The organism is Nonomuraea turcica (genome assembly GCF_030718205.1).
Classification (GTDB): Bacteria; Actinomycetota; Actinomycetes; order Streptosporangiales; family Streptosporangiaceae; genus Nonomuraea.
This window is the reverse complement of record NZ_JAUZQF010000002.1, coordinates 705,259-725,699: the sequence shown is the minus strand read 5'-3', so window position 1 is coordinate 725,699 and position 20,441 is coordinate 705,259. Positions and strand designations below refer to the sequence as shown.

Here is a 20,441-nt window from a genome sequence, read left to right as displayed (position 1 = left end):
TAGGCCGTCCTGGCCGAGGGCTTTCGGGTGAGCTTGCGCCCGCAAGGAGCGTCGGGGCGTTGGAGCACGCGCCGAGCACGGCGGCAGCGCCGTGTGGAGCGCCAGCATGGTCTGGGGTGCGAGGCTCAGGCCGTGGAGCCATAATGTAATGATCGAATAGGGCGTCGATCGTGCTCGGTGCGTGCTCGCGTGCCCCGACACGCTCCGTCAGGGCTCGGCACTGCCGGGCATTCGATGTGCGCGAAGGCGGCTCGTATCACCATCGAACGGCACGGTACTACAGTAAAGGATCTTGCTTCTAATCCGAGGTCGCAGGTTCGAATCCTGCAGGGCGCGCTTGGATTATGGTCTGACCTGCGATTATGCGGGATCGGACGCGTTCTAGAATTTTCGTCTAGCGCTTGCGTGCTTCCTACGTGCTCTTGTGCACCGGCCCACACACATCATGATCCATTCACCGACTCCGACTGCTGCGGGAAGAGCAGCGGCCCCGCCTTGCCGGGAAAAGGCGGCGAGTGCGGGGCCGGATGCTTAATCCGACTGTCAGTTTCAGGTGACAAGCTCCTACGTACTGTCGAGATTGAGGACAAAGCTCATTCCGAAGCAAGGGTGCGGGTCAGCATGCCAGTCCTGAGGGCTGAACCCATAGATGGGAGATGATGACCGAGCGAAGACCTCAGCGGAGGCTGTCTGGATTGTCCCGGTCCCCCGGGGCGGAAAGCGGCTTGACCCAGCGGGACCACTGAGGTTGAGGGACATAGCCAGCGGCGTTCCAGGCTGGGTGGGCGAGTGTGTTGTCGTGAAGGACCATGGCGTCGGCTCGGAAGGCGCCGAACTTGGTGAAGCGCTCCTCTGCCCTCGCCAGTAGCGCGCCGGCGATGCCCTTGCGGCGATGGGAAGGGTGGACGGCGAGGCGGTACAGGTGGGCTCGCCAGCCGTCCCAGCCTGCGATGACGGTCCCTGCTATGTCGCCGGTGCACTCCGCTATCAGCAGGGCCTCGGGGTCGCGGGCCAATAGTGCGGCTACCTTGTCAGGCGAGTCGTGCCGGTCGGTGCCTTCGGCGGCCAGGACCCAGAAGTCCAGCACAGCATCCACATCATCCAGGCTGCCGGTTCGGATAGTGACCTTGGATTCGTGCATGGTCTACAAATTTAGTGCACAGCGATGGCGGGTCTGCGTAGCGTGCCGCCACCAAGCATGCGCCCGCTGGTTCCCCGTCGCGCCGTGCCTGGCTACCACATACACCCAGCTCACATCGTGAATGGGGTGGGTCGGGGACTGGCGCGGTTCCGTAAGCATGGCCTGGTCGCGATCCACAACTGAACGTTCCTGCTCGGGCCCAGCTTCGTGCTGAGGCTGGTGGGCGGGCCGCTGGTGTTCGCGTCGGCGACCGCCACGATCTCCGGCCTGGTCGAGCAGGTGTCGACGCTGGGGGCGGTCGTGGCGATCCCGGTGTTCGGCTGGGAGCTGAGCCTGGCGGGCTGGCTCATCATTAAGGGATTCAGGACTCTGTGAAGGACGGCAGCCAGCTCGGGCGGGTGAGCCGGTCGGTCCAGCCGGTCAGGGCTGTGAACTCCGGCTTTCCCGTCACGTCGACCAGCACCAGGCGGTAGCGGGATTTGTCGCCGCCGCTGTCCGCCATCCAGGCGATCAGATGCGTGTCGTCGGCCCAGGCGAGCAATCGCACGATGGCCTGACCGCCGCCCGGTTCCAGGAGCGTGGTCTGACCGGAGGCGATTTCGGCGACGAAGGGGGCCGAGCCGCTCCTGCCGCCCATGGCCAGGCGCCGGCCGTCGGGGGACAGCCCGGCGGGCTGGTCGCTCGAGGACTCCTGATCCGGGCCGGGGCGGGGCTGCCCGGTGAGGTCGTAGTACGCGCGGGGTTGCTGGCGGGCGCCGATGTCCTCCCAGATCAGCGAGCCGTCGCGGCTCCAGGACAAGTCGCTGCGCATGCCGGAGTCGTCAGGCAGGCTGTGGAAGGTGGTCTCGCTGCTCGCCACGTCCACGATGGCGAAGCCGGTTCTGGACGGTCCTGCTTCGCCGGGGTCGTCGAGCAGTCCGGGGTCGGCGTCGTACGTGGTGACCAGGAGCCGCTTCCCGTCCGGGGACCAGGCGACGCTGCCTGCGACGGCGCGGCCGAGGTCGATCCAGCGCCGCACCGAGGCGGCGGTGGTGTCGACCAGGCCGATCCGGCGCGCGGGCAGCTTCTTCTCCAGCACCGCGGCCGTCCGGCCTCCGGGCGCCACGTCGATCCATCCCCATGGAGCCGCCGTGTAGCCGCTCGCGCCGGCGTGCGTGAACAGGTACCAGTCGCAACTCGACGCGCAGTCGGCGTACGCGGTGAGCGTGACGCGTCCGGCGGCGACGCGGGTCACAGGCGGGGCGTGGCTGAGATCGGCTGCTATCCCTCCAGCGATAACGCTGGTCGCGACCGGAGGGTCCTCCCGCGCGACAAGGGAAGGTGCCGTGATCGCGCCGACGGTGACGGCGGCGGCCACGGCGGCCGCGGTGGTGGCCGCTCTCCTGATCCGCATGCGGGTCCGCTGCCGCCATGCGGCGTGCGCCACGCCGGTCGGCGTCCTGGCCTGGTCGGCCACCGCGGTGAGCGTGTCTTTCAGCAGCTCGTCAGTGGTCATGTCAGGTCCTTCCCGAGCGGGTATACAGGTCGTGGAGTTCGGGGCACAACTGCAGGAGCCGAGCCAGGGCCCGGTGGGCGGTGCTGCGTACCGTGCCGATGCTGCAGCCGAGGGTCGCGGCCACGGTGGATTCCGACTGGTCTTCGAAGTAGCGGAGCACCAGCACGGCCCGCTGCTTGGCGGTCAGCCTGCCGAGCGCCTGCTGGACCATGATCTTGAGCTCGACGCCGTGCGTGGCGTCCGCCGCGTTCGCCTGCTCGGGAATCTCCGGGACGGCGTACTCCCGCCTGCGCCGCCACCACGAGATCTGCTGGCGGTACATCACCTGCCGGAGATAGCCGTCCGGATCGTCGATCTTGCTCCATTTGAGCGCGGTCTTGGCCAGGCTGGTCTGCAGCAGGTCCTCGGCCGCGTGCTGGTCACCGGCCGTCAGCAGGTAAGCCAGGCGCATGAACGCGGCCGAGCGCGCCGCCACGAACTCGTCGAACTCCCGCCGGTTCGCGCTCACCTCGCGGCCTCGTCGCGCAGCTGGGTAACCGTGACGAAGTGGTAGCCGCGGCCGGACAACGTATGGAGGATCCGCGGGATGGCCGCCACCGTGGTCGGGTGGATGTCATGAAAAAGGATGATCGCGCCGGGCTTGGCCCCCGACACGGCCGCGCGGGTCACCCGGGCGGAGTCGCGGTACTTCCAGTCCAGGGTGTCCACGCCCCACAGGATGAGGGGATGCGGCGTCTGCTCACGCACAACGTCGTTGACGGCTCCGTATGGGGGCCGGACGATACGCGGCGACACTTCCGACGCCTTCTTGATGGCCTCATCCGTGCGGCGCAGATCATCCCGCACCTGGGCCGCCGTCAGCCTGGTCAGGTCGCGGTGCGACCAGCTGTGGTTGCCGAGCTCGTGCCCGGCCTCGGCGGTCTGGCGCACGACGTCTGGACTTATCGCGACGTTCTGTCCCACGACGAAGAACGTGGCACGCGCGTGGAACTTGGCCAGATGGGCCAGCAACGTCTGGGTGTACGGCCCGGGGCCGTCGTCGAACGTCAGCGCCACGCACTTGACCTGCCGGCAGTCGGCGGTCCCCTCCGTTGCCGGGGCAAGCGTGGGCGTCGGGGAGACGGAGCCGTTCAGGCCGAGGCGCCGCTCGGGCTCCACGACCTGCCGCTGCACCCTACGGCCGAAGTCCGACAACAGCGGGCGCGCGATCGAGGCAGGCAGCACGGCCCGCAGTTGCCCCGCGGGCGCCACCCCCACCACGCTCTCGTCGAAGGTCACCACCAGGTCGCCGCGGGCGGTGAACGCCAGATCGTCCAGGTAACGGGTCCGGGAGGCGTCGTCGGCCATGACGCTGCGCAACGCCCCGGAGTCGAAGCCCTGCTTCCTCGACAGCGCCGTGCCGAGCCCGGCGGCGAGTTTGCCGAACGCGTCGGGGTCGATGAGGGAAACCGCAGGCAGGGCTTGGCCTGTCTTCCCGTCGTACCAGCGCGTGGTCGTGGATTTGCCGTCGCCGGCGCCGCCCAGCCACCATTCGGTGTAGCGCACCCCGATGACGTCTCCCGAGGCGACCAGGAACGCGAAGTCCAGGTTCAGCTCGGCGGAATGGTCGCACGCCTGGCGGAGGAATTCGGCGCGCCGGTCCTCCGCCATGCGCCGCAGCGCCGCGGTGAACGAGTCAGCACCCGGCACCCGCGGGTACGCGATTGACCAGGCGCACGATCGGTCGTTGCTGCTGTCGCGGACCACCCGCAGGCCGTCGATCCACGTCGGCGAGACGGTCGAGATCTCGTCGGGCTGGTGCACGATGCCGGTCACGGGCGTACGCCGGCCGTTCTGGGCAGGCACCGCGCCGGACACCGCGCAGCCCGCCGTCAGCAGGCATGCGACGGCGAGCAGCGTGGTGATCTTATGTGGAGGTTGCATCGGCCGCTGGAACTCCGCTCTTCATGACAAACGTGTCAAACCACCTATTGAGTGATGAATAGGTAGATGCACGTTTCGCATCCTTTGTTGCCATAAGGACGCGGCAGAGCGGGGGCATCTTTGCGACCTGTCGCAGAAGTTTTCGGCTGACCCGCGTGCGTCAGCCGAAGGCGCGGACCTCCAGCAACCCGACCGGGGCCTGGCCACTCTGCAACACGATCCGGAGCCGGGCGGTGGTGACGGCGGTGAATGTCACTTGGTTTGTCGGCGTTCACCGCGATGGGATAGCGGCCTCCGCCAGACTCATCGGCGTGGGGCCAAGCGCAGGCCGGTCCGAGCCGCGCTAAGGGCAAGGCAGATGGTACGGGCCTGCCCTTGGACGTCCGAGTGGAGTTGGTCTCGTGACATGTTTCTCTTCTTCCTGGTACGTGGGGCAAGCGGACTGACCGGTGAGAGTTGGCTACGCGGCCAGCAGCTCGGAGGGGCCGGTCTCGAAGAAGGTGGCGTTGGCCTTGGAGCCGGACTGCCGCAGCGCCTTGAGCTCCTGGTATTCGGGCGAGTCATATCAGCCGTGCGCGGCCGCCAGGTCGGGGAACTTGATGAGGACGGGGTAGGTCAACATCGGCTCGCCCTCGGCCACGTTGACCTGGCCGCCGACGCCAAGGTATCGGCCACCGTGACTCTCCACCACGGCGCGTACTCGGGCGGGCGGATCATTCCGACTCCGCACGCAATGAGGCTCCTGAATCAGGGGCCTCCCTCTGCCCGCGAGGTCGGCGGACGGCGATGATCCGGTCAGCAACTCCTGGAGCACGCGGCCTCGGCCGCGTTGAAACGGGCGTCGAGCGCGGCCCGGCTGGCGCTACGGGACGATAAGATGAATCTCTCGGAAAGAACGAGGAGAAACGTGCATGCTGGCCGCCCAACGCCGTGACTTGCTCCTGGAACGTCTCAGCCGGGATGGCCGGATCATCGCCAAAGATCTCGCCGCGGAACTCGGTATCTCTGAGGACAGTATTCGCCGCGATCTGCGCGATCTGGCCGCGGCGGGTTTGTGTCAGCGGGTGTACGGCGGCGCGTTGCCCGTTTCTCCCGCGATCGCCGACTACGCAACCCGCCAGCACGTCGAGGTCTCCGGCAAGCAGCGCGTGGCCGCCGCCGCAGCGGCGCTGATCGAACCTGGCAGCACCGCGATCCTCGACGGTGGCACTACCACCCTCGCAGTCGTCCGCGCGCTCCCCCTCGACCTGCGCGCCACCGTGGTCACTCACAGCCCTACCGTGGCCAGCGCGCTGGCCGGCCATCAGGACGTGGAGGTGTACCTGATCGGCGGACGACTGTTCAAGCATTCGATGGTCGCCTGTGGCGCCGCCGCAGTTGAAGCCGCCCGCGGCCTGCACGCCGACCTCTTCCTGCTCGGCGTGACCGGCGTGCATCCCGAGGCGGGGCTGACTACGGACGACGCCGATGAGGCTGCGATGAAGCGCGCCTTGGCCCGCCAGGCCGCCGACACCTACGTGCTGGCCAGCTCGGAGAAGATCGGCGCGGCCTCCCGTTTCACCGTTCTGCCATTGGCGGACGTCGCTGGGGTCGTCACCGACGCCGGCAGCGAGAACGCCACCGTACGGGCGCTCAGCGCGCCCATCATCCACGCCACCTAGCGTGCGCGGTCTCCGTCGTTCGATTCGCTCCGCCTGCCGTGTCGTGTCCACGGTGAGCGTTTGGACTCAGGAGGCCCGGTAGCCCGGGATGTCCTCGACGCGAGGGTAGACGGGCAGACCGCGTTCGGTCGCGATCCGTACGTCCTCATCGGCGCCGGTGGACTCGCCCGGCAGCCGAAGAACCGCGTCACAGTGCCGGAGCAGCCGCTCCGCGGTGGGATACATGATCTGCTCGGCCACAGGATCGGCCGGCCCGGTGCCACCCGCGCCACGCAGCACGGGCAGAGCCACCCACTCCCCGATCATCGGGACGTGGCCGCTGCGGAAGATCGGCCATGCCGCCTCCTCCAGTCGGGCCAGGTTGTTTGCCATCAGTTCCGGATCATCGTTTGTGCCGGAACGGTAGGGCCCGGCGATCAGAATCATCACGGTGCCGAACTATACTAGGAATCAATCGGAAGAAACAAGAAAAAACGTGCACACTACTGCCGTCTGAGACCGCAGCCGCCTCTGAGGCGTCCCGTGCCTACCAAGCCTGTCGCCTACGTCCTGGCCGGCTCCGAGAAGATCGGCGCAGCCTCCCGATTCACCGCCTGCTATCGACGGGCATCGCCGGGATCGCGACCTGATGCTGCCGCCGTGCGCGCTAAGCATGCCCATCAACCACATCGCCCGAGGTTGCGACGTTCCTTCGCCATCCGATCCTGTGCTGAGGGTTGTGAGCGACGTGGCTACTCGCGCAACGTGTAGATTCGTGCGAAAGGAACCCGCAATATGGTCCTCGGCTCATGTCGATGACTGCTCAAGATCCCGGGGGTCGCTACGTTGCTGCTGGTCGGCATGCTGGCCCAGATCCCCGGCTACAGCCACGACGGTGTCGCCGGTCTCGGGAAGGCTTGTGGACAGGTACGGCCTGCGTCCTGTTGTCATCGTTACGGCCACCGCTGCCCATGATGCGAACCTGTACCTTTTGCGGCATCGTTGCCGGAGAGATCCCCGCGGAGATCGTCTACTCCGACGAGCACGTGGTCGCCTTCCTTGACATCTCGCAGGCGACTCGCGGTCACACCCTGGTTGTCCCCGCGAGCACTGTCGCGACCTGACCGACATCGGCCCGGACCGCGCGGGTCTGCTGATGCGGGGTGCTGTGCACACCGCCGCCCTGCTGCGGCGAGCGTTGGAACCGGGCGGGATGAACATCTGGCACGCTACCGGCCCTACGGCCTGGCAGACCGTGTTCCACTTCCACCTTCACCTGCTGCCCCGCTACACCCCGGAGGATCTCAGGCAGGCATGGACGCATCGGGAACTGCCGCTGTCGTCGCTGTCGTCGCTGGCCGATCACATCAGGACCGCCGCGGCGTCCTGAAAGCGGCGTCACTCCGGCGCCGTCGGCATGGTTTCCCCCACATGGACGGCGCAGGGAGTGACAGTTGGAACCAGGGACGCCTTCGATCCGAGTGGGCAGCTTGCGCTGCGTAGATCACTGAGTTGCGTGCGGGTTGGAGCACGTGGTGGCTCACGGTGTGCTCCTCCCTGTGTTGATCACGAACTGTACGCTCCATGTGGGAGATATCGGATCGGCTGTGCGTTCCAGCTCGTGTCCGGCACTTACCTCGCATCTGATGCCCTCGATGGGACAGCTCGAGTGGATCAAGCTCCTGGAGGCGCAACCCGACAGCGTCGGGTTAAGTGCGATCTGTGCCATACCTTGTGTTCCTAGGCTGAAAGTGCTTCTCCGATGTCTCAGGGGCAACAGCCACAATCAGAGAGCGAGACGCAACATGAGTGGTGCTCGCAAAACCGAAGATCATGCCATAGGTGGCCCCTCCCAGCCGAACGGGGCCGACGAGCGGATCAATCACGCGGCCAACGCGCAGTGGCTCAAGGACAACCCGGCCGCCATGCCGCAAGTGGGCGCCGGCCGGTGGGCCGTGTACGACCGTGCCGGCCATTTGCGCGGCCACCTCGTCGGCGACGGGCCGACCCGCGACACCCGCTTCAAGGCGATCAGCGCGACAAACGAGTGGTCGCCTTCTGGCCAGGCGCCAGGCTATGGCATCACTCTGCACGACGCCGGGGCCTACCTCCTCGACACCAGTGTGGATGGTAGGCAGCCCGATGAGGGAGCGGGTGACTGAGCGCCACAAGGGCAGCGGTTTCCCGGCGATGGGATGGACGCGGCTTCGGTGGCGGGTCCTGGCTGTGGCTCATTGGTAGCAGTGAGGTCCGACGTGCCCCTCGAACAACAGGCACTGCGCCGGCTCGTCGCCGTAGGGGGAGTGCGGGTCGAGGCCGGGGTCGGCGCGTTCGGCCGGACACGGCCCCGGTCGAGCCGATGACCTGTCCTGGGTGGCTGGAGAGTCCACTGGCCGTGAGCTCGACTTGATCAGCTTGTTGCGGGCCTTGCTCGCCGTCCCCTTACAGGATTACAGGAGACGCAGAGCTATCTCCCCGCCGAACATGCCAGGCCGGCGAAGTGCCTCGTTGAGCTGGGCTTTGAGGTAGGCGCGGATCTCGGCGGAAGATCGTGGCCCAAAGGAGATCGTCATGAGGCTCATTCTCATGTCACTGCGGTGAGGCGCGGTCGGGCTCCTCGACAGGGGCGTAGCGGCTCGAAGGACTCCCGGCCTCGGAAACGACGCGGCTGGTCTGCTCGTCGCTGTTGCTGACCACTCAGGCCACGCCTCCGTCGCCGGCCTGGCCCGCTGCACCCACGTGTCGCCCGATGCCCTCACCCGCTGGCGAGAACGCCGCTATCCTCACCGCCGAAGCTGATCGATCTCGACTCGGGGTACGGCGGTCCGTTTCTGCCAGTGTGTGTGGCACCCGTGGAACGGACGACCGGCAGCGCGCGGCGCAGCTCGCGAGCATCGCCGGGTCGGGCTCGACCGCCCAGCGCACTGCAGCGTGCGCGTAGTCCGGACGGTGCTCGGCGTACACAGCGGTCCGCGAGTGAGACCTCCGGCGGGGGTAGGAGTTGCTGGTGTTTGAGTGTGCATGAGGGTGAATGAAGTGCCTTTAGTTGCGTTGCGGCCGAAGTGCGGACGTGACGGCATGGACGCGGGTATGGGTATGGGTTGGGTTGTCCTCATCGGTAAGGCGCTGGTGTATCAGAGCGGCTCTGACGGTTCCGGCCCCACCCATTTGGTCTGTGGATGAGTCTGCCGACGATATCGCGCGTACGTTCTACCCGACAGTGTCAGCTCTTGGTATCCTTGCGGTCACACAATGTGAAAGCTCCTGAGAGAGGCGCGTGCAGGTCATGCGAGCATGCCGGTTCGGTGGTGATCCGCAGGCGCTGACCGTGTGGTGCGCCCGTTGGTCGGCCTCGGGCCGTGCCGGCCTCGAGTGGGAGCGTGCGGCGCATGAGTGAATTGCGCGCGATCGAGGCGCCGTTCGTCGCTGGCGGTCCGTCCGGGGTGGCCGTCCGGGACCGGCTCAAGAACCTCGCGGCCGCTGATGAGCAGGTGCTGCGCCTGGTGGGCGCGCATCTTGGCGCGCTGGCCTGCGGTGATTTGAAGACGCGATGCGCTGATGGGCTGGAGCACGACAACCAGACGTGGGCGGTGCGCAAGCGCGAGCTGACGGTGTTGTCGTCGTCGCGGTGGGCCGGGGCGATCACGAAGGCCAGCCACGATCAGTGGGCGCTGGCCCGGCGTTGCCAGGCCGCGCACATCGCCGATCTGGAAGCCGCGATCGCCACCATCGAGCATCGGCTGTCGCTTCCGGTGGGTGAGAAGGGAAGCCGGAAGGGCCCGGGTGGTTACCGCTCGGCGCAGGAGTGGCACGCCAAGAGTCGCCGCCTGCGCGTGCTGACCGACCGGCTGCAGCGGGAGAAGGCCGACCAGCAGGCCGGGATCGTACACATCGTGCGGGGCGGCAAACGCCTGGCCCGCACCCGGCACCACCTGGACGCCGCCGGCCTGACCGAGACCGAATGGCTGCAGAAATGGCAGGCCGCACGCTGGTTCCTGGCCGCGGACGGCGAGTCCGGCAAGCGGTACGGCAACGAGACCATCCGCATCACCTTCGATGGGGAGGTGTCGATCCGGCTGCCCGCCCCGCTGGTGCATCTGGCCAACGCGCCACACGGCCGCTACATCCTCGCCGCCAGGGTGGCCTTCGCGCACCGGGGCACCGAATGGGCCGATCGGATCGAAGCCAACCGGGCCGTGGCCTACCGCATCCACCTGGATGTGCAGCGCGGGCGCTGGTACGTCACCGCCTCCTGGCAGATCCCACCGGCCCCGGCCCTCCCATGGCGGCTGCGCTCGCCCACGGGGTGATCGCCGTGGATACCAATGCCGACCACCTGGCCGCCTGGCGCCTGGACAGCCACGGTAACCCGATCGGCAATCCCCGGCACTTTCCCTACGACCTGAGTGGCTCGGCCGAGCACCGTGACGCCCAGGTCCGCCACGCGCTGACCCGGCTGCTGCACTGGGCGCGGACCTGCGGCGTGAAAGCGATCGCCATCGAAGACCTGGACTTCTCCGCCGAGAAAACCCGGGAGAAGCACGGCCACCGCAAACGCTTCCGCCAGCTCATCTCGGGCATGCCCACCGGCAAGCTTCGCGCCCGGCTGACCGCGATGGCCGAGGCCACCGGTATCGCCATCATCGCCGCCGACCCGGCCTACACCTCCAAGTGGGGTGCCCAGCACTGGCAGGCCCCACTGACCAGCAAAAAACGTGCGACCACCCGCCACGACGCGGCCGCCGTGGCGATCGGCAGACGCGCCCTCGGGCACCCGATCCGGCGACGGACGGCACCGCCCCCTGCTCACCAGAGTAATGGGCAGGGGCATCGGACCGTCCAGGCCCGAACGGGCGCCTGCGGGCGTGAGGGACCCCGCCCCCGCATCCCCGGACCACGGACACGATCCGCGCCGCCCGGATACGGCGAGAACGCGGGCGACCAGAACGCTCAACACCGTTCGGAGCGTTCGGCTGAGCACCTGCAACTCATGCTCAGTCCTTAGGAACGGTCTGTCATTCCTGTCCACCGTGGGAGAATAGGAGCGAGTCATGGCCCGAGTGCTTGTTCTGACCGGCGATGCGGCGGAAGAGCTGGACTCCATGTACCCCGTCTTCCGGCTCCGGGAAGGCGGCCATGAGGCGATCGTGGCCGCCCCCACTACGCGTGCGGTAAAGCTGGTGGTCCACGACTTCGAGCCCGGCTGGGACGCCTACACCGAGAAGCCCGGCCATCAGCTGCCGGTGGATCTTGCGTTCGCCGACGTGCACCCCGAGGAGTACCAGGCGCTGGTGATCCCGGGCGGCCGCGCGCCGGAGTACATCCGCACCGATCCCGACGTCGCCCGGATCGTGTACTACTTCTTCGAGCGCGGCCTGCCGGTGGGCACGATTTGCCACGGCCCGCAGGTGCCGGCCGCGCTTGGCCTGCTGCGCGGCCGTACCACGGCGGCGTTCCCGCCGTTGAGGACCGACATGGAGATGGCCGGTGCGACCTTCGTGGACGCCCCCGACGTGGTGGACGGCGCGATGGTCTCTTGTCGTGGCTGGCCGGACCTGCCTGAATGGTCGCGTGCCTTCATGCGCGTGCTGGAGGGCGCGAACGTGTCGTTGTGAGGTGCGTGCCTTTGCCGTTGTGGCTCGTCATATTCGTCAGGTGCCTGGTCGCCGTGGCCGGGTGGCCACCCGCCTGATCGCTCCTTCCTCGGCCCCTCACAGCTGGCAGGGTAAAGGGGCACGCATGGATGGAAGGCGGCCCGATGGCCGACCACAGTCCTCCCGCCGGAGGTGCCCGCCTCCACCGTCCCTGGGCGCTTCCCGGCCCCTGCCGGCACCGTCGTACGGGCGTCGTTGAGGTCCTTCAGCGCCGGACGCCCACGCGGTTGTGCCGCCAGGCGAGGCCGATCCAGGCCACGAGGGCGGCCAGCGCCGCGAGTACGATGATGCCGATCTTGAGGGGAGTCCCCATCGCGCCTTCGTCGTCCACCACGGTCGTCGCCGCGGCGGCCTTGTTCTGCGCGGGCGCCGTCGCCTGGTCCGGTGTGGGAGGGGTCGCGGTCACGGGCGCGGCGGCGACCACGCCAGCCTTCACCTTCACCGTCGCTTTCGCCTTGGAGGGTTCGGTCGCGGTCACGGTGACCCGCCACTCCCCGCTCGGCAGCGGCTCGGCGGAGCGGTAGACGTTCTGGCCCTCGCTCGCCGACCTGAGCGGCACCGGGCCGAAGGACCGGCCGTCGGCCGAGGTCGCGGTCAGCGTCGCCTCGACGATCTCCGTGACGGGATGGCCGTCCTTCTTGTACGTCACCAGCACGTTGACGTTGTCGGCGCCGTCTCCCGTCACCTCCAGCTTGATGGGTCCGCCGTGGGCGGAGGCCGCCGGTGCACCGAGCACCAGCGCGAGCCCGGCCAGCAGGACGGTGAGGACGTATGCCGGTGCCTTTTTCACGAGTGGTGACTCCCCTCGGGTTCGGTGTCGGGGGTGAGCGCCCCTTCGCCGGGTGATGTCGGTAGGAACACGTGCTGGTGGCCGTAGCCCGCGTCGATGTTCACGGCGTCGAGAGCGGTGGCTCCGATCGACCAGGTGAAGAGCGCGTCGGCGCGTTGCCGTACGGCCAGGTCGATGGCGGCGGTGCGGGCCGGTCCGGTGAGGTCCCGCGCGGCCGCGTAGGTGTCCACGGTCGTGGCGATCTGCCGTACGGCGGAGGCGAGACTCGACCGCGCCACGTTGGTGGCGGTCTCACCGGACGGCGGGTCGGCGAAGCCTTGGACGGCCGCGGCGGCCGCCTGCTGCCAGGTCCGGACGTCGGCGGCGGTCACCGCGACGGGCCCCGCGGTGCCGTCGGGGGGCATGGCCCGGCCCAGCCCGTCGAGCACGGGGACGAGCCGGGCCCGCGTGCTGCGGGCCAGCTCCGTCAGGGTCTTGATCTGCGTCTTGTCGCGGAGGGCGGCCTCGGCACGGAGGCGATCGGCCGTCTGCTCGATCGAGCTCGGCCGGGTCATGCCGAACACCACACCGCCGGCGACGATCGCGCCGAGCGTGAACGCGACCATGAGGGCGAGCACGCGGCCCCGCATCGCACGCTGTACCGGGGGCGGTTGCCTGAGTCGGTTAATGGTGGCCACCTCCTAAGGGCGGATGTCGATGGTGCTCACGCCTCCTGAGGCGCACCTCGGCTGGCAAGCATGATCAGCTTTTCGATACGCCTGCGGCGCCGGGCGGCGATCAGCCGGATGGCGAGGAAGGCGAGGACAAGGAGGGCGAGGAGGCCGAGCTGCGGCCACGGCGGGGCCCAGACCGTGGTGTCGATCGCCACCCGCTCGGCGGTGACGCCCGGAAGCGGCTTGCCCGTGGGTGAGGGGATCGCCGTGACCGTCGTGCCGATGGGCCCCAGCGGCCAGGCGCCGGGCACTCGTGCGACGAACGTGCGGCTGCCGCCCGGCATGAGTTCCCTGGCCTTGGCCGCGGACGGGTCACTCCAGCTGCTCTCACCCACGAACGTGGACGTCAGAACCCGGTTGTCCGTGACCAGCCGGACGTTGCCGACGTTGGCCACGGTGTAGGTCACCTCGACGGATCCCGCGGCGAAGGGGTTCCACGACCCTGTGTACTCGGCCCGCACGTCGGTCACGGCGACCTTGGCCACATAGTCGCCAGTGACGCGGATGTTCAGGCGGACGCCCACCCGGTTCTGGACCCGTACCTGACCGGAGACGGTCTCCAGGGACGCGGTCACACCCGCGGGGTGATCCCCGGGCGTCGCGTTCTGGGGGATCGACACCGTCACCGGCACGACGGAGGTGGCCCCGGCGGCGATGGTCACCTTCTCGGGAACCGCTATCCAGGCGCCGCCGTCGGTCGGTGTGGCGTCCGAGGGACGCATGTCGAAGTAACCCTTGGAGGTCAGGTAGCCGTCGTTGGCGTCGATCGCGAAGTCGACCGGCTGGGTGGAGCGGTTGATGACCGCCACATGCTCGACCACCTGCTGTCCGCCGGCGAGTTCGAGGTCGATGACGCTGCGGCCGTCGGGACCGTCGGCGTTGGCCGGCACCACCGACCAGGTGGTATCGGCGTGGGACGGCGTCGCGAACGCCACCATGGCGACCAGCAGGGTCACGCCGACAGCGTGCAGGACGGCGAGGCGGGCGAGGGTGCCTCGCGAACGGCTTGTGGTCAACAGAGGTGTCTCCAGTCTCATCGTGGGTGTCCGGGACGTGCGCCGGCCAGGCACACGTCCCGGGACGCCCACAGCGGGCGATGGCGTCCTGCCTCCGGATCAGGACTGGTTGAACAGCGAAAGCGTCACGGTCGAGTGGTACTCGCCTGCGGCGACGTCGACGGGCGTCCGCAGGGCGAGGTCGGCGTTGACCTGCCAGGTGCCGATCTCGTCGGCGGAGTTCGCCGTCGACACCAGCAGTTCCTGGCCCTGCAGACCGACGGTGGGCGCTCCGGAGCCGTCGGAGATGACACTGGAGACGGGCTCACCGGCCGCCACCGCCCCGGTGGAGGAGTCGCTCAGCAGGCGCGGCCGCCAGCCCAGGTACTGCGGGCCGATGGGCGGCGCGGAACCGCTCGTCGCGGTGAACTGACTGGCCTGGCCGACGACCGCCCAGAAGTCACCGGCGGGGATCTCCTCGGGACGGCGGCTGTCGGTCACCGTGACCGTCGGCAGGGTGCCGACGAACTGGCGGGCGGCGGCGTTGGATCCGTCCTCCTGTAGGGACACTCCGCCGTTGTCGGCGACGGTCATGGACACCTGACCGGGAGTGGTGTTGGGCTCGATCGTCACCGACACGTCGATGCCGTTGTCGGGGTCGTCGTCCGCCACCGCGGGACCGACCACGCCGACGCCGGCGAGTGCGACACCGAGCACCGCTGCGGCGATTAGCTGCGTAGTCCTGTTGAATTTCATGTCTTTGCTCCATGTATGGGGGGCAGGGCCGGTCGGCTGATCGGCCGGCCGGCCCCGGTTCTGCTAGGGCGGTGTCCCGATCGCCTGGACCGTGGTCACCGCCGGTGCGGTCAGCGGCAGCTGACCGCCGGATAGGTGGCGTCGTACGACGAGGTGACCTGCTCGCCGCCGATCGTCGCGGTCCCCTTCACGGTCACCGTGCCCGCGTCGATCTGCCCGGCCCGGCTGTTGAAGGACTGGTACGCCTGCTTGCCCGGGGCCACGTCGGCCACGGTCTTCGAACCGAACGGGGTGGTCAGCGTCACCGTCGCCGGCACGTCGGAGCCGTTGACGGCCGTGACCGCCACGTACGCCGAGGTGCCGATGCAGCGGGACGAGGCGGAGACCGTCAGCTTGACCTGCGACGAGGACGCCGAGATGGTCAGCGTCAGCGTCTTGGCCACCTCGACGTTGCCCGCCTTGTCGGCCGAGCGGTACCGCAGCTGGTGCTGCCCGTCGCCGGTCACGGTGACCGGTCCGGTGTAGGCGGTCCAGTCGCCGCCGTCGAGCTGGTACTCGGTCTTGTCGACCCCGCTGCCGCCGTCCTCGTCGGCGGCCTTCAGCGTGACCGAGACCGGACCGGTGAACGCGCCGCCCGCCGGCGGCTGCTCCGGATCGGTCGTCGCCGTCGTCACCGGCGCGGTCTTGTCCTCGCCCGACGCTCCCTTGGTCAGGTGGAAGTAGTCGAACGTGACCGTCTTCGACGCCGACTGGTTGGTGCCGATGGTGTACACGCCGGCCTTGGCGCCGGTGGCCACCGCGCTGTTCTCCACCGTCGCGGAGAGATTCGTCCAGGTCTGGCCGTCGGAGGAGTAGGAGCCGGTGAAGGTGTTGCTTTCCTTCTTCAGCCGCAGCCACCACACGCCGGTGGTGAGGTTGTTCACCTGCGGCTGCGGGTTCTGCACGGTGCCGCCGACCTCGCTGCGCAGTTCGATGCTCCGCGTCACCGTCGACCCCGCGGAGTTGGTGGTGAGGAAGTCGAGCTTGACGTAGTCGTCGTCGCCGGCGTACACCATCAGGCCGCCCTGCTGGTACTGCTCGTTGAGTGCCGAGGCGTCCACCTTGGTCTCCAGCGTCCAGTCGCCGCTCGGGGCCGGCTGCAGGATGAGGTTCTTCGGGCCGCTGTTGTCGGTCCCGTAGATGTCACCCTTCGTGGTGTCCAGCTCCAGCTTGCCGTTGCTCACGCGCGCCGCGGTGGCGTCGGGGCGCACGATCGCGTTCCAGCGGCAGGCGTCGAGCGCGGTGCCGTCGAACTCGTCGTTCGGTTCGGGCCCGGTCGCCTTGTCGTCCGGCGTGATGTGGAACCAGTCGAAGGACGCGTCCACCACCGGGTGGTTGGCCCCGGCCAGCGAGAGCAGGCCGATCTTCGGGTTGGTGATCCCGGTGAGCGACTTGGTCTGCGGCATCGCGGTGAACGTGGTGCCGTCCGAGGAGTAGTGGGCGGTGATGTTGGTGCCGTCGCTGACGAACCGCACGTACACCGTGTCGGGGTAGGAGTCCCCAAGGTTGGCGGTGTTGCTCTGCGACACCTCGTTCGGGGCGGCGTTCTCCTCCCGGATGAACTGGAAGATGCGGCTCGCGTGGTTGGAGCCCGAGGTCGAGCGCGCCTGGAGCACCATCTTGGCGTAGTTGTCGTCGTCGCCGTAGATGATCAGGCCCGCCTGCTGGTACGCGTCACGCGCGTCCAGCGTGAGCTTGGCGGTGGCGGTCCAGGCACCCGACGGAGCCGGCTGCACCACGATGTTCGGCGTGTTGCCGCCCGTGCTGTAGATGTCGGTGGTCGAGGTCGGGATCACGAGCTTGCCGTCCGCGACCTTGAGGTCCTGGTTCTCCCGGATGACCGACCAGCGGTCACGGTCGAGCTGGTTCCCCAGGAAGTCGTCGGAACGGCCGGTGAAGCACACCGTGGCCGGCGCGTCCACCTTGATCGGGACTTGGGCGGTGGCCGACGCGCCCTTGTCGTCGGACACGGTCACCACGGCCGTGTAGGTGCCCGGCGCGGTGTAGGTGTGGCTCGCGTCGGCGGTGGTGGGCTCCGGCGCACCGTTCACCCCGAAGTTCCACTTGTAGGTGATCGGGTCGCCTTCGGGGTCGGTGGCCGTCGCCTTGAAGTCGACCTTCAGCGGGGCTACGCCCGTCGCCGGGGTCGCCGTCGCGGTCACGACCGGATGCTGGTTGTCCGTGGCGCCCTTGCCGATGAAGTCGACCCAGTTGAAGTTGGCCAGGTAGGCGTTGTCGGCCGCGCTCGCCGGCTTGCGCACCACGAAGTACAGCGGTCCGCTTTCGGTCGGTGGGCTGGTCAGGTTGAGTGTGACGTCGGTGAACGTCTGCCAGCCGCCGGTGGGTGTCACGTCGACCGAGCCGACCAGCGTGCCGGTCTCCGGGTTGCCCGCCCGGACCTGTACGGTCCCGCCGGCGCCGCCCGAGGAGGCCCGGAGCCGGATCGCGGTGACGTTCGACAGGCTCACCGGGTCGAACGACCACCAGTCGCCGTCCTGGACGAACGCGATGTGCTGGTTGCCGCCCTGGGTGTCGGTCGTGGTCTCCGCCTGGACGCCCGCGGTGTCGGTGCCCTTGCCGTCGGCCACCCGGCCGGTCTGCGAGTAGTGCTCGGCCTGCTTGCGCTTGGGCTGCAGGATGATCTGGCCCCGCCCGGTCAGCGGTCCGGCGCCATTGGCGCCCCCATCGGTGTAGCTGGCCTCGATGGCGTAGAAGAGGTTGTCGTACTCGCCGTGGCCCGCCTGCTTAGTCTGCAGGGTGCCCTCACAGCCCATGAGCTGGTCGAGCGGGTGGGGGTGGCTGTCGTGGCCGAGGATCGCCTGGATCTTGACCTTCTCGCAGTCGATCGTGCCGTCCTCGGCGTCGGTAACGGTGACCTTGAACTTCACCTGGTCGCCGAACTCGAAGAAGGCGCCGTTCGGCGGAACGTCCACCTTGACGGTGGGACGCGTGTTGCCCGCGCTGATCGACACGCTGGCGGTGGCGGTCTTGCCGTCGGGGGTCTTGACGGTCAGGACCACGCTGTAATCGCCCCCCTCCTCGTAGGTGAAGGCGGGGTTGGGGTCGGTGGAGTCGGTGTCACCGTCACCGTCGAGGTCCCAGGCGTAGGTGAGCGTCTTGCCGTCCGGGTCCCGGCTGCCCTCGCTGGAGAACTTGACCGCCAGCGGCAGGGGCCCGTCGGTCTTGTCCGCCGTGGCACGGGCGATCGGCGGGCGGGTGCCCTTGGCGTACTCAATGCGGTAGATGCCGGAGTCGGCGTTGTCGCCGCCGAAGCCGGAGCCCCACTCGATCATGTACAGCGCGCCGTCGGGGCCGAACTTCATGTCCATCGGCTTCTTGAACGTCAGCGAGCCGAGGATCGGGTTCATCTCGACGAGCTTGGTGCCGGTCTCGTCGAGCTGGAACGACCACACCTTGTCGTTGTTCCACTCACCGAAGACGGCCTTGCCGTCCCAGTACGCCGGCCACTTCACGTCCGACTGCAGGTTCGGGTCGGAGCGGTAGACCGGGCCGCCCATCGGCGCGCCACCGCTCAGCTCCGGGAAGTTCTGCGGGTCGGCCGCGTAGTGGTACCAGATCGTCGCCGGGATCACCGGCGGCAGGCTGGTCAGGCCGTCGTTGTTCGGCGAGTCGTTGACCGGCGCGGCACAGTTGAACGGCGACCCCGACTGCCTGGTGGCGAAGTCGTAGTCGACGTACGGGGTGTTGTTGCCGACGCAGTACGGCCAGCCTAAGTTGCCCGGCTTCGAGACGAGGTTCCACTCGACCGTGTTCTGGGGGCCACGGGTGGCGCTCGCCGAGTTGGCGTCGGGACCGTACTCGCCGAGCATGATGTTGCCCGTCTTGGGGTCGAGACCGATGCGGAACGGGTTGCGCAGGCCCATGCCGTAGATCTCCGGCTTGGTCTTCGCCGTGCCCGGCGCGAACAGGTTGCCGGACGGGATGGTGTAGGTGCCGTCGGCCTCGGGGTGGATCCGCAGCAGCTTGCCGCTGAGGCTGTTGGTGTTGCCCGCGGTTCGCTGGGCGTCCCAGCTGGAGCGGCCCGACTGCTCGTCGATCGGCGTGTAGCCGTCGGAGGCGAACGGGTTGGTGTTGTCGCCCGTGCCCAGCCACAGATTGCCGGTCTTGGGGTCCATCACCAGGCCGCCGCCGTGGTGGCAGCACTCGGCCCGCTGCACCGGGACGTCGAGGATCTTCTTCTCGCTCGTCACGTCCAGGGTGTCACCGGTGACGGTGAACCTGCTCAGCCGGTCGACGTTCGTGCCGGTGGGCGAGTAGTAGAGGTACACCCAGTGGTTGGAGTCGAAGCCGGGGTCGAGCGCCAGCCCGAGCAGGCCGCTTTCGTTGGCGGTGAAGACGTTCAGCTTCGCCGCCGTCACCGTGCCGCCGGCCGGCTTGATGATCTTGACTTCGCCGAGCCGGTCGATGTAGAAGACCCGGCCGTCCTTGGCGACGTCCACCATCATCGGGTTCGACGTGTTGTCGTCGAGCGTGACCTTCTCGAAGCTGCTGCTCTGCGAGGCCGAGCAGTCGGCCTTGACCGCGCCGGCGGCGGTCTGGATGCCGCCGAGCAGCAGCTTCAGGAAGTTGGGCTCGCTGTAGTTCTCCTTGAGGTGGCCGAGCCCGGTGTACCACGAACGGCCGCCGTCGTAGTCCTGACACCACGTGTTCGGGTGGTCGGCGCCCATCGTGGCGCCCGTGTAGGACTTCTCGTCCATCGACGTCAGCACGTGGACCGTGCCACGCGGGTTCGCCTGGTAGTCGTACCACTCGTCGGTACGGGTCCACGTCGTCGGCAGGTCCTTGGTCGACGGGTGCGCCGGGTCCTCGACCTTGACCGTGGCCTGCTGGATCGCCGGGTGCTGCTTGAAGTACGCCCCGACCAGCTTGCCGTACCAGGCCCAGTTGTACCCGCTGTCGGCGGCGGCGTGGACGCCGACGAAGCCGCCGCCACTCTGGATGTAACGCTGGAAGGCGTCCTTCTGGTCCTGCGTGCCCAGCGGGTCGCCGGTCGTGGACATGAAGACCACGGCCTTGTACTGCGCCAGGTTCTGGTCCGTGAACAGCGTGCTGTCCTCGGTGGTGTCGACCGCGAAGTTGTTCTCCTGGCCGAGTTTCTGCACGGCCGCGATGCCCTCGGGGATCGAGTCGTGCCGGAAGCCGGTCGTCTTCGAGAAGACGAGTACCTTGAACGCGGGCTCCGCCGCCGTGGCGGCCTCGGCGCTCACGGGCGCCGCGAGGAGCGTGACGAAGGGGGCGACGAGGGCTAAGGCCATCGTCGTCGCGGTTCGACGC

General features: G+C 68.4%; 18 protein-coding genes and 1 pseudogene. 7 read left to right on the top strand and 12 right to left on the bottom strand.

What is annotated here, in order from left to right; all coding sequences use genetic code 11:
- Positions 1-676: 676 nt before the first annotated feature.
- Positions 677-1,096, bottom strand: a complete 420-nt coding sequence (locus Q9G87_RS08750; RefSeq protein ID WP_305915701.1) for a GNAT family N-acetyltransferase — start codon at positions 1,094-1,096, stop codon at positions 677-679.
- Positions 1,097-1,348: 252 nt separating this feature from the next.
- Between Q9G87_RS08750 and Q9G87_RS08745 the strand changes: the two genes are divergently transcribed.
- Positions 1,349-1,516, top strand: a complete 168-nt coding sequence (locus tag Q9G87_RS08745; RefSeq protein ID WP_305915700.1) for a DUF4386 family protein — start codon at positions 1,349-1,351, stop codon at positions 1,514-1,516.
- On the opposite strand, the gene Q9G87_RS08740 is transcribed toward Q9G87_RS08745, so the two are convergent.
- The 4 genes from Q9G87_RS08740 to Q9G87_RS08725 all read right to left on the bottom strand — a co-directional run bounded on the left by Q9G87_RS08740 (position 1,503) and on the right by Q9G87_RS08725 (position 5,289).
- Positions 1,503-2,636 (bottom strand): hypothetical protein, encoded by a 1,134-nt coding sequence (locus tag Q9G87_RS08740; protein ID WP_305915699.1) that lies wholly within the window; start codon positions 2,634-2,636, stop codon positions 1,503-1,505. The genes Q9G87_RS08745 and Q9G87_RS08740 overlap by 14 nt on opposite strands.
- Position 2,637: 1 nt before the next feature.
- Positions 2,638-3,144, bottom strand: coding sequence for a SigE family RNA polymerase sigma factor (locus Q9G87_RS08735; RefSeq protein ID WP_305915698.1), 507 nt, complete (start codon positions 3,142-3,144; stop codon positions 2,638-2,640).
- On the bottom strand, positions 3,141-4,559 hold the full coding sequence (locus Q9G87_RS08730) for a polysaccharide deacetylase family protein (RefSeq protein ID WP_305915697.1): 1,419 nt from the start codon (positions 4,557-4,559) through the stop codon (positions 3,141-3,143). The genes Q9G87_RS08735 and Q9G87_RS08730 overlap by 4 nt, the downstream gene beginning before the upstream one ends.
- A 565-nt stretch (positions 4,560-5,124) precedes the next feature.
- Complete coding sequence (locus Q9G87_RS08725; RefSeq protein WP_305915696.1) at positions 5,125-5,289, bottom strand: DUF1330 domain-containing protein; 165 nt, start codon at positions 5,287-5,289, stop codon at positions 5,125-5,127.
- Between the two features lie 181 nt (positions 5,290-5,470).
- Here Q9G87_RS08725 and Q9G87_RS08720 point away from each other — a divergent pair, with 181 nt between their 5' ends.
- On the top strand, positions 5,471-6,220 hold the full coding sequence (locus tag Q9G87_RS08720; RefSeq protein ID WP_305915695.1) for a DeoR/GlpR family DNA-binding transcription regulator: 750 nt from the start codon (positions 5,471-5,473) through the stop codon (positions 6,218-6,220).
- A gap of 66 nt (positions 6,221-6,286) precedes the next feature.
- Here Q9G87_RS08720 and Q9G87_RS08715 read toward each other — a convergent pair whose 3' ends face one another.
- Positions 6,287-6,592 (bottom strand): hypothetical protein, encoded by a 306-nt coding sequence (locus Q9G87_RS08715; RefSeq protein ID WP_305915694.1) that lies wholly within the window; start codon positions 6,590-6,592, stop codon positions 6,287-6,289.
- A gap of 416 nt (positions 6,593-7,008) precedes the next feature.
- On the opposite strand from Q9G87_RS08715, the pseudogene Q9G87_RS60615 reads away from it, so the two are divergent.
- Both Q9G87_RS60615 and Q9G87_RS08700 read left to right on the top strand, forming a co-directional pair.
- Positions 7,009-7,589, top strand: a pseudogene (locus Q9G87_RS60615) (HIT family protein).
- Positions 7,590-8,004: 415 nt separating this feature from the next.
- Entirely contained in the window at positions 8,005-8,361 is a 357-nt protein-coding gene (locus Q9G87_RS08700; protein ID WP_305915693.1) for a hypothetical protein, read from the top strand.
- A 288-nt stretch (positions 8,362-8,649) separates the two neighbouring features.
- Here Q9G87_RS08700 and Q9G87_RS08695 read toward each other — a convergent pair whose 3' ends face one another.
- Entirely contained in the window at positions 8,650-8,772 is a 123-nt protein-coding gene (locus Q9G87_RS08695) for a hypothetical protein (RefSeq protein WP_305915692.1), read from the bottom strand.
- 816 nt (positions 8,773-9,588) lie between these two features.
- On the opposite strand from Q9G87_RS08695, the gene Q9G87_RS08690 reads away from it, so the two are divergent.
- Genes Q9G87_RS08690 through Q9G87_RS08680 form a run of 3 tightly spaced genes read left to right on the top strand, consistent with a single transcriptional unit; the run spans position 9,589 to position 11,814 of the window.
- Entirely contained in the window at positions 9,589-10,509 is a 921-nt protein-coding gene (locus Q9G87_RS08690; protein WP_305915691.1) for a hypothetical protein, read from the top strand.
- A 5-nt stretch (positions 10,510-10,514) separates the two neighbouring features.
- Positions 10,515-11,204: a hypothetical protein gene (locus Q9G87_RS08685; RefSeq protein WP_305915690.1), complete on the top strand. Its 690-nt coding sequence runs from the start codon at positions 10,515-10,517 to the stop codon at positions 11,202-11,204.
- A gap of 46 nt (positions 11,205-11,250) precedes the next feature.
- Positions 11,251-11,814 (top strand): DJ-1/PfpI family protein, encoded by a 564-nt coding sequence (locus Q9G87_RS08680; protein ID WP_305915689.1) that lies wholly within the window; start codon positions 11,251-11,253, stop codon positions 11,812-11,814.
- Positions 11,815-12,058: 244 nt separating this feature from the next.
- Here Q9G87_RS08680 and Q9G87_RS08675 read toward each other — a convergent pair whose 3' ends face one another.
- From Q9G87_RS08675 to Q9G87_RS08655, 5 genes are all read right to left on the bottom strand, one after another.
- On the bottom strand, positions 12,059-12,643 hold the full coding sequence (locus Q9G87_RS08675) for a hypothetical protein (RefSeq protein ID WP_305915688.1): 585 nt from the start codon (positions 12,641-12,643) through the stop codon (positions 12,059-12,061).
- Entirely contained in the window at positions 12,640-13,272 is a 633-nt protein-coding gene (locus tag Q9G87_RS08670) for a hypothetical protein (protein WP_305915687.1), read from the bottom strand. Before Q9G87_RS08670 ends, Q9G87_RS08675 begins: the two co-directional genes overlap by 4 nt.
- 74 nt (positions 13,273-13,346) lie before the next feature.
- The gene (locus Q9G87_RS08665; RefSeq protein WP_305915686.1) at positions 13,347-14,372 is read right to left on the bottom strand and encodes a COG1470 family protein; all 1,026 of its coding nucleotides are present in this window, start codon (positions 14,370-14,372) and stop codon (positions 13,347-13,349) included.
- A 99-nt stretch (positions 14,373-14,471) separates the two neighbouring features.
- Positions 14,472-15,107, bottom strand: a complete 636-nt coding sequence (locus Q9G87_RS08660) for a hypothetical protein (protein WP_305915685.1) — start codon at positions 15,105-15,107, stop codon at positions 14,472-14,474.
- A 110-nt stretch (positions 15,108-15,217) separates the two neighbouring features.
- Positions 15,218-20,422: a ThuA domain-containing protein gene (locus Q9G87_RS08655; protein WP_305915684.1), complete on the bottom strand. Its 5,205-nt coding sequence runs from the start codon at positions 20,420-20,422 to the stop codon at positions 15,218-15,220.
- Positions 20,423-20,441: the final 19 nt, after the last annotated feature.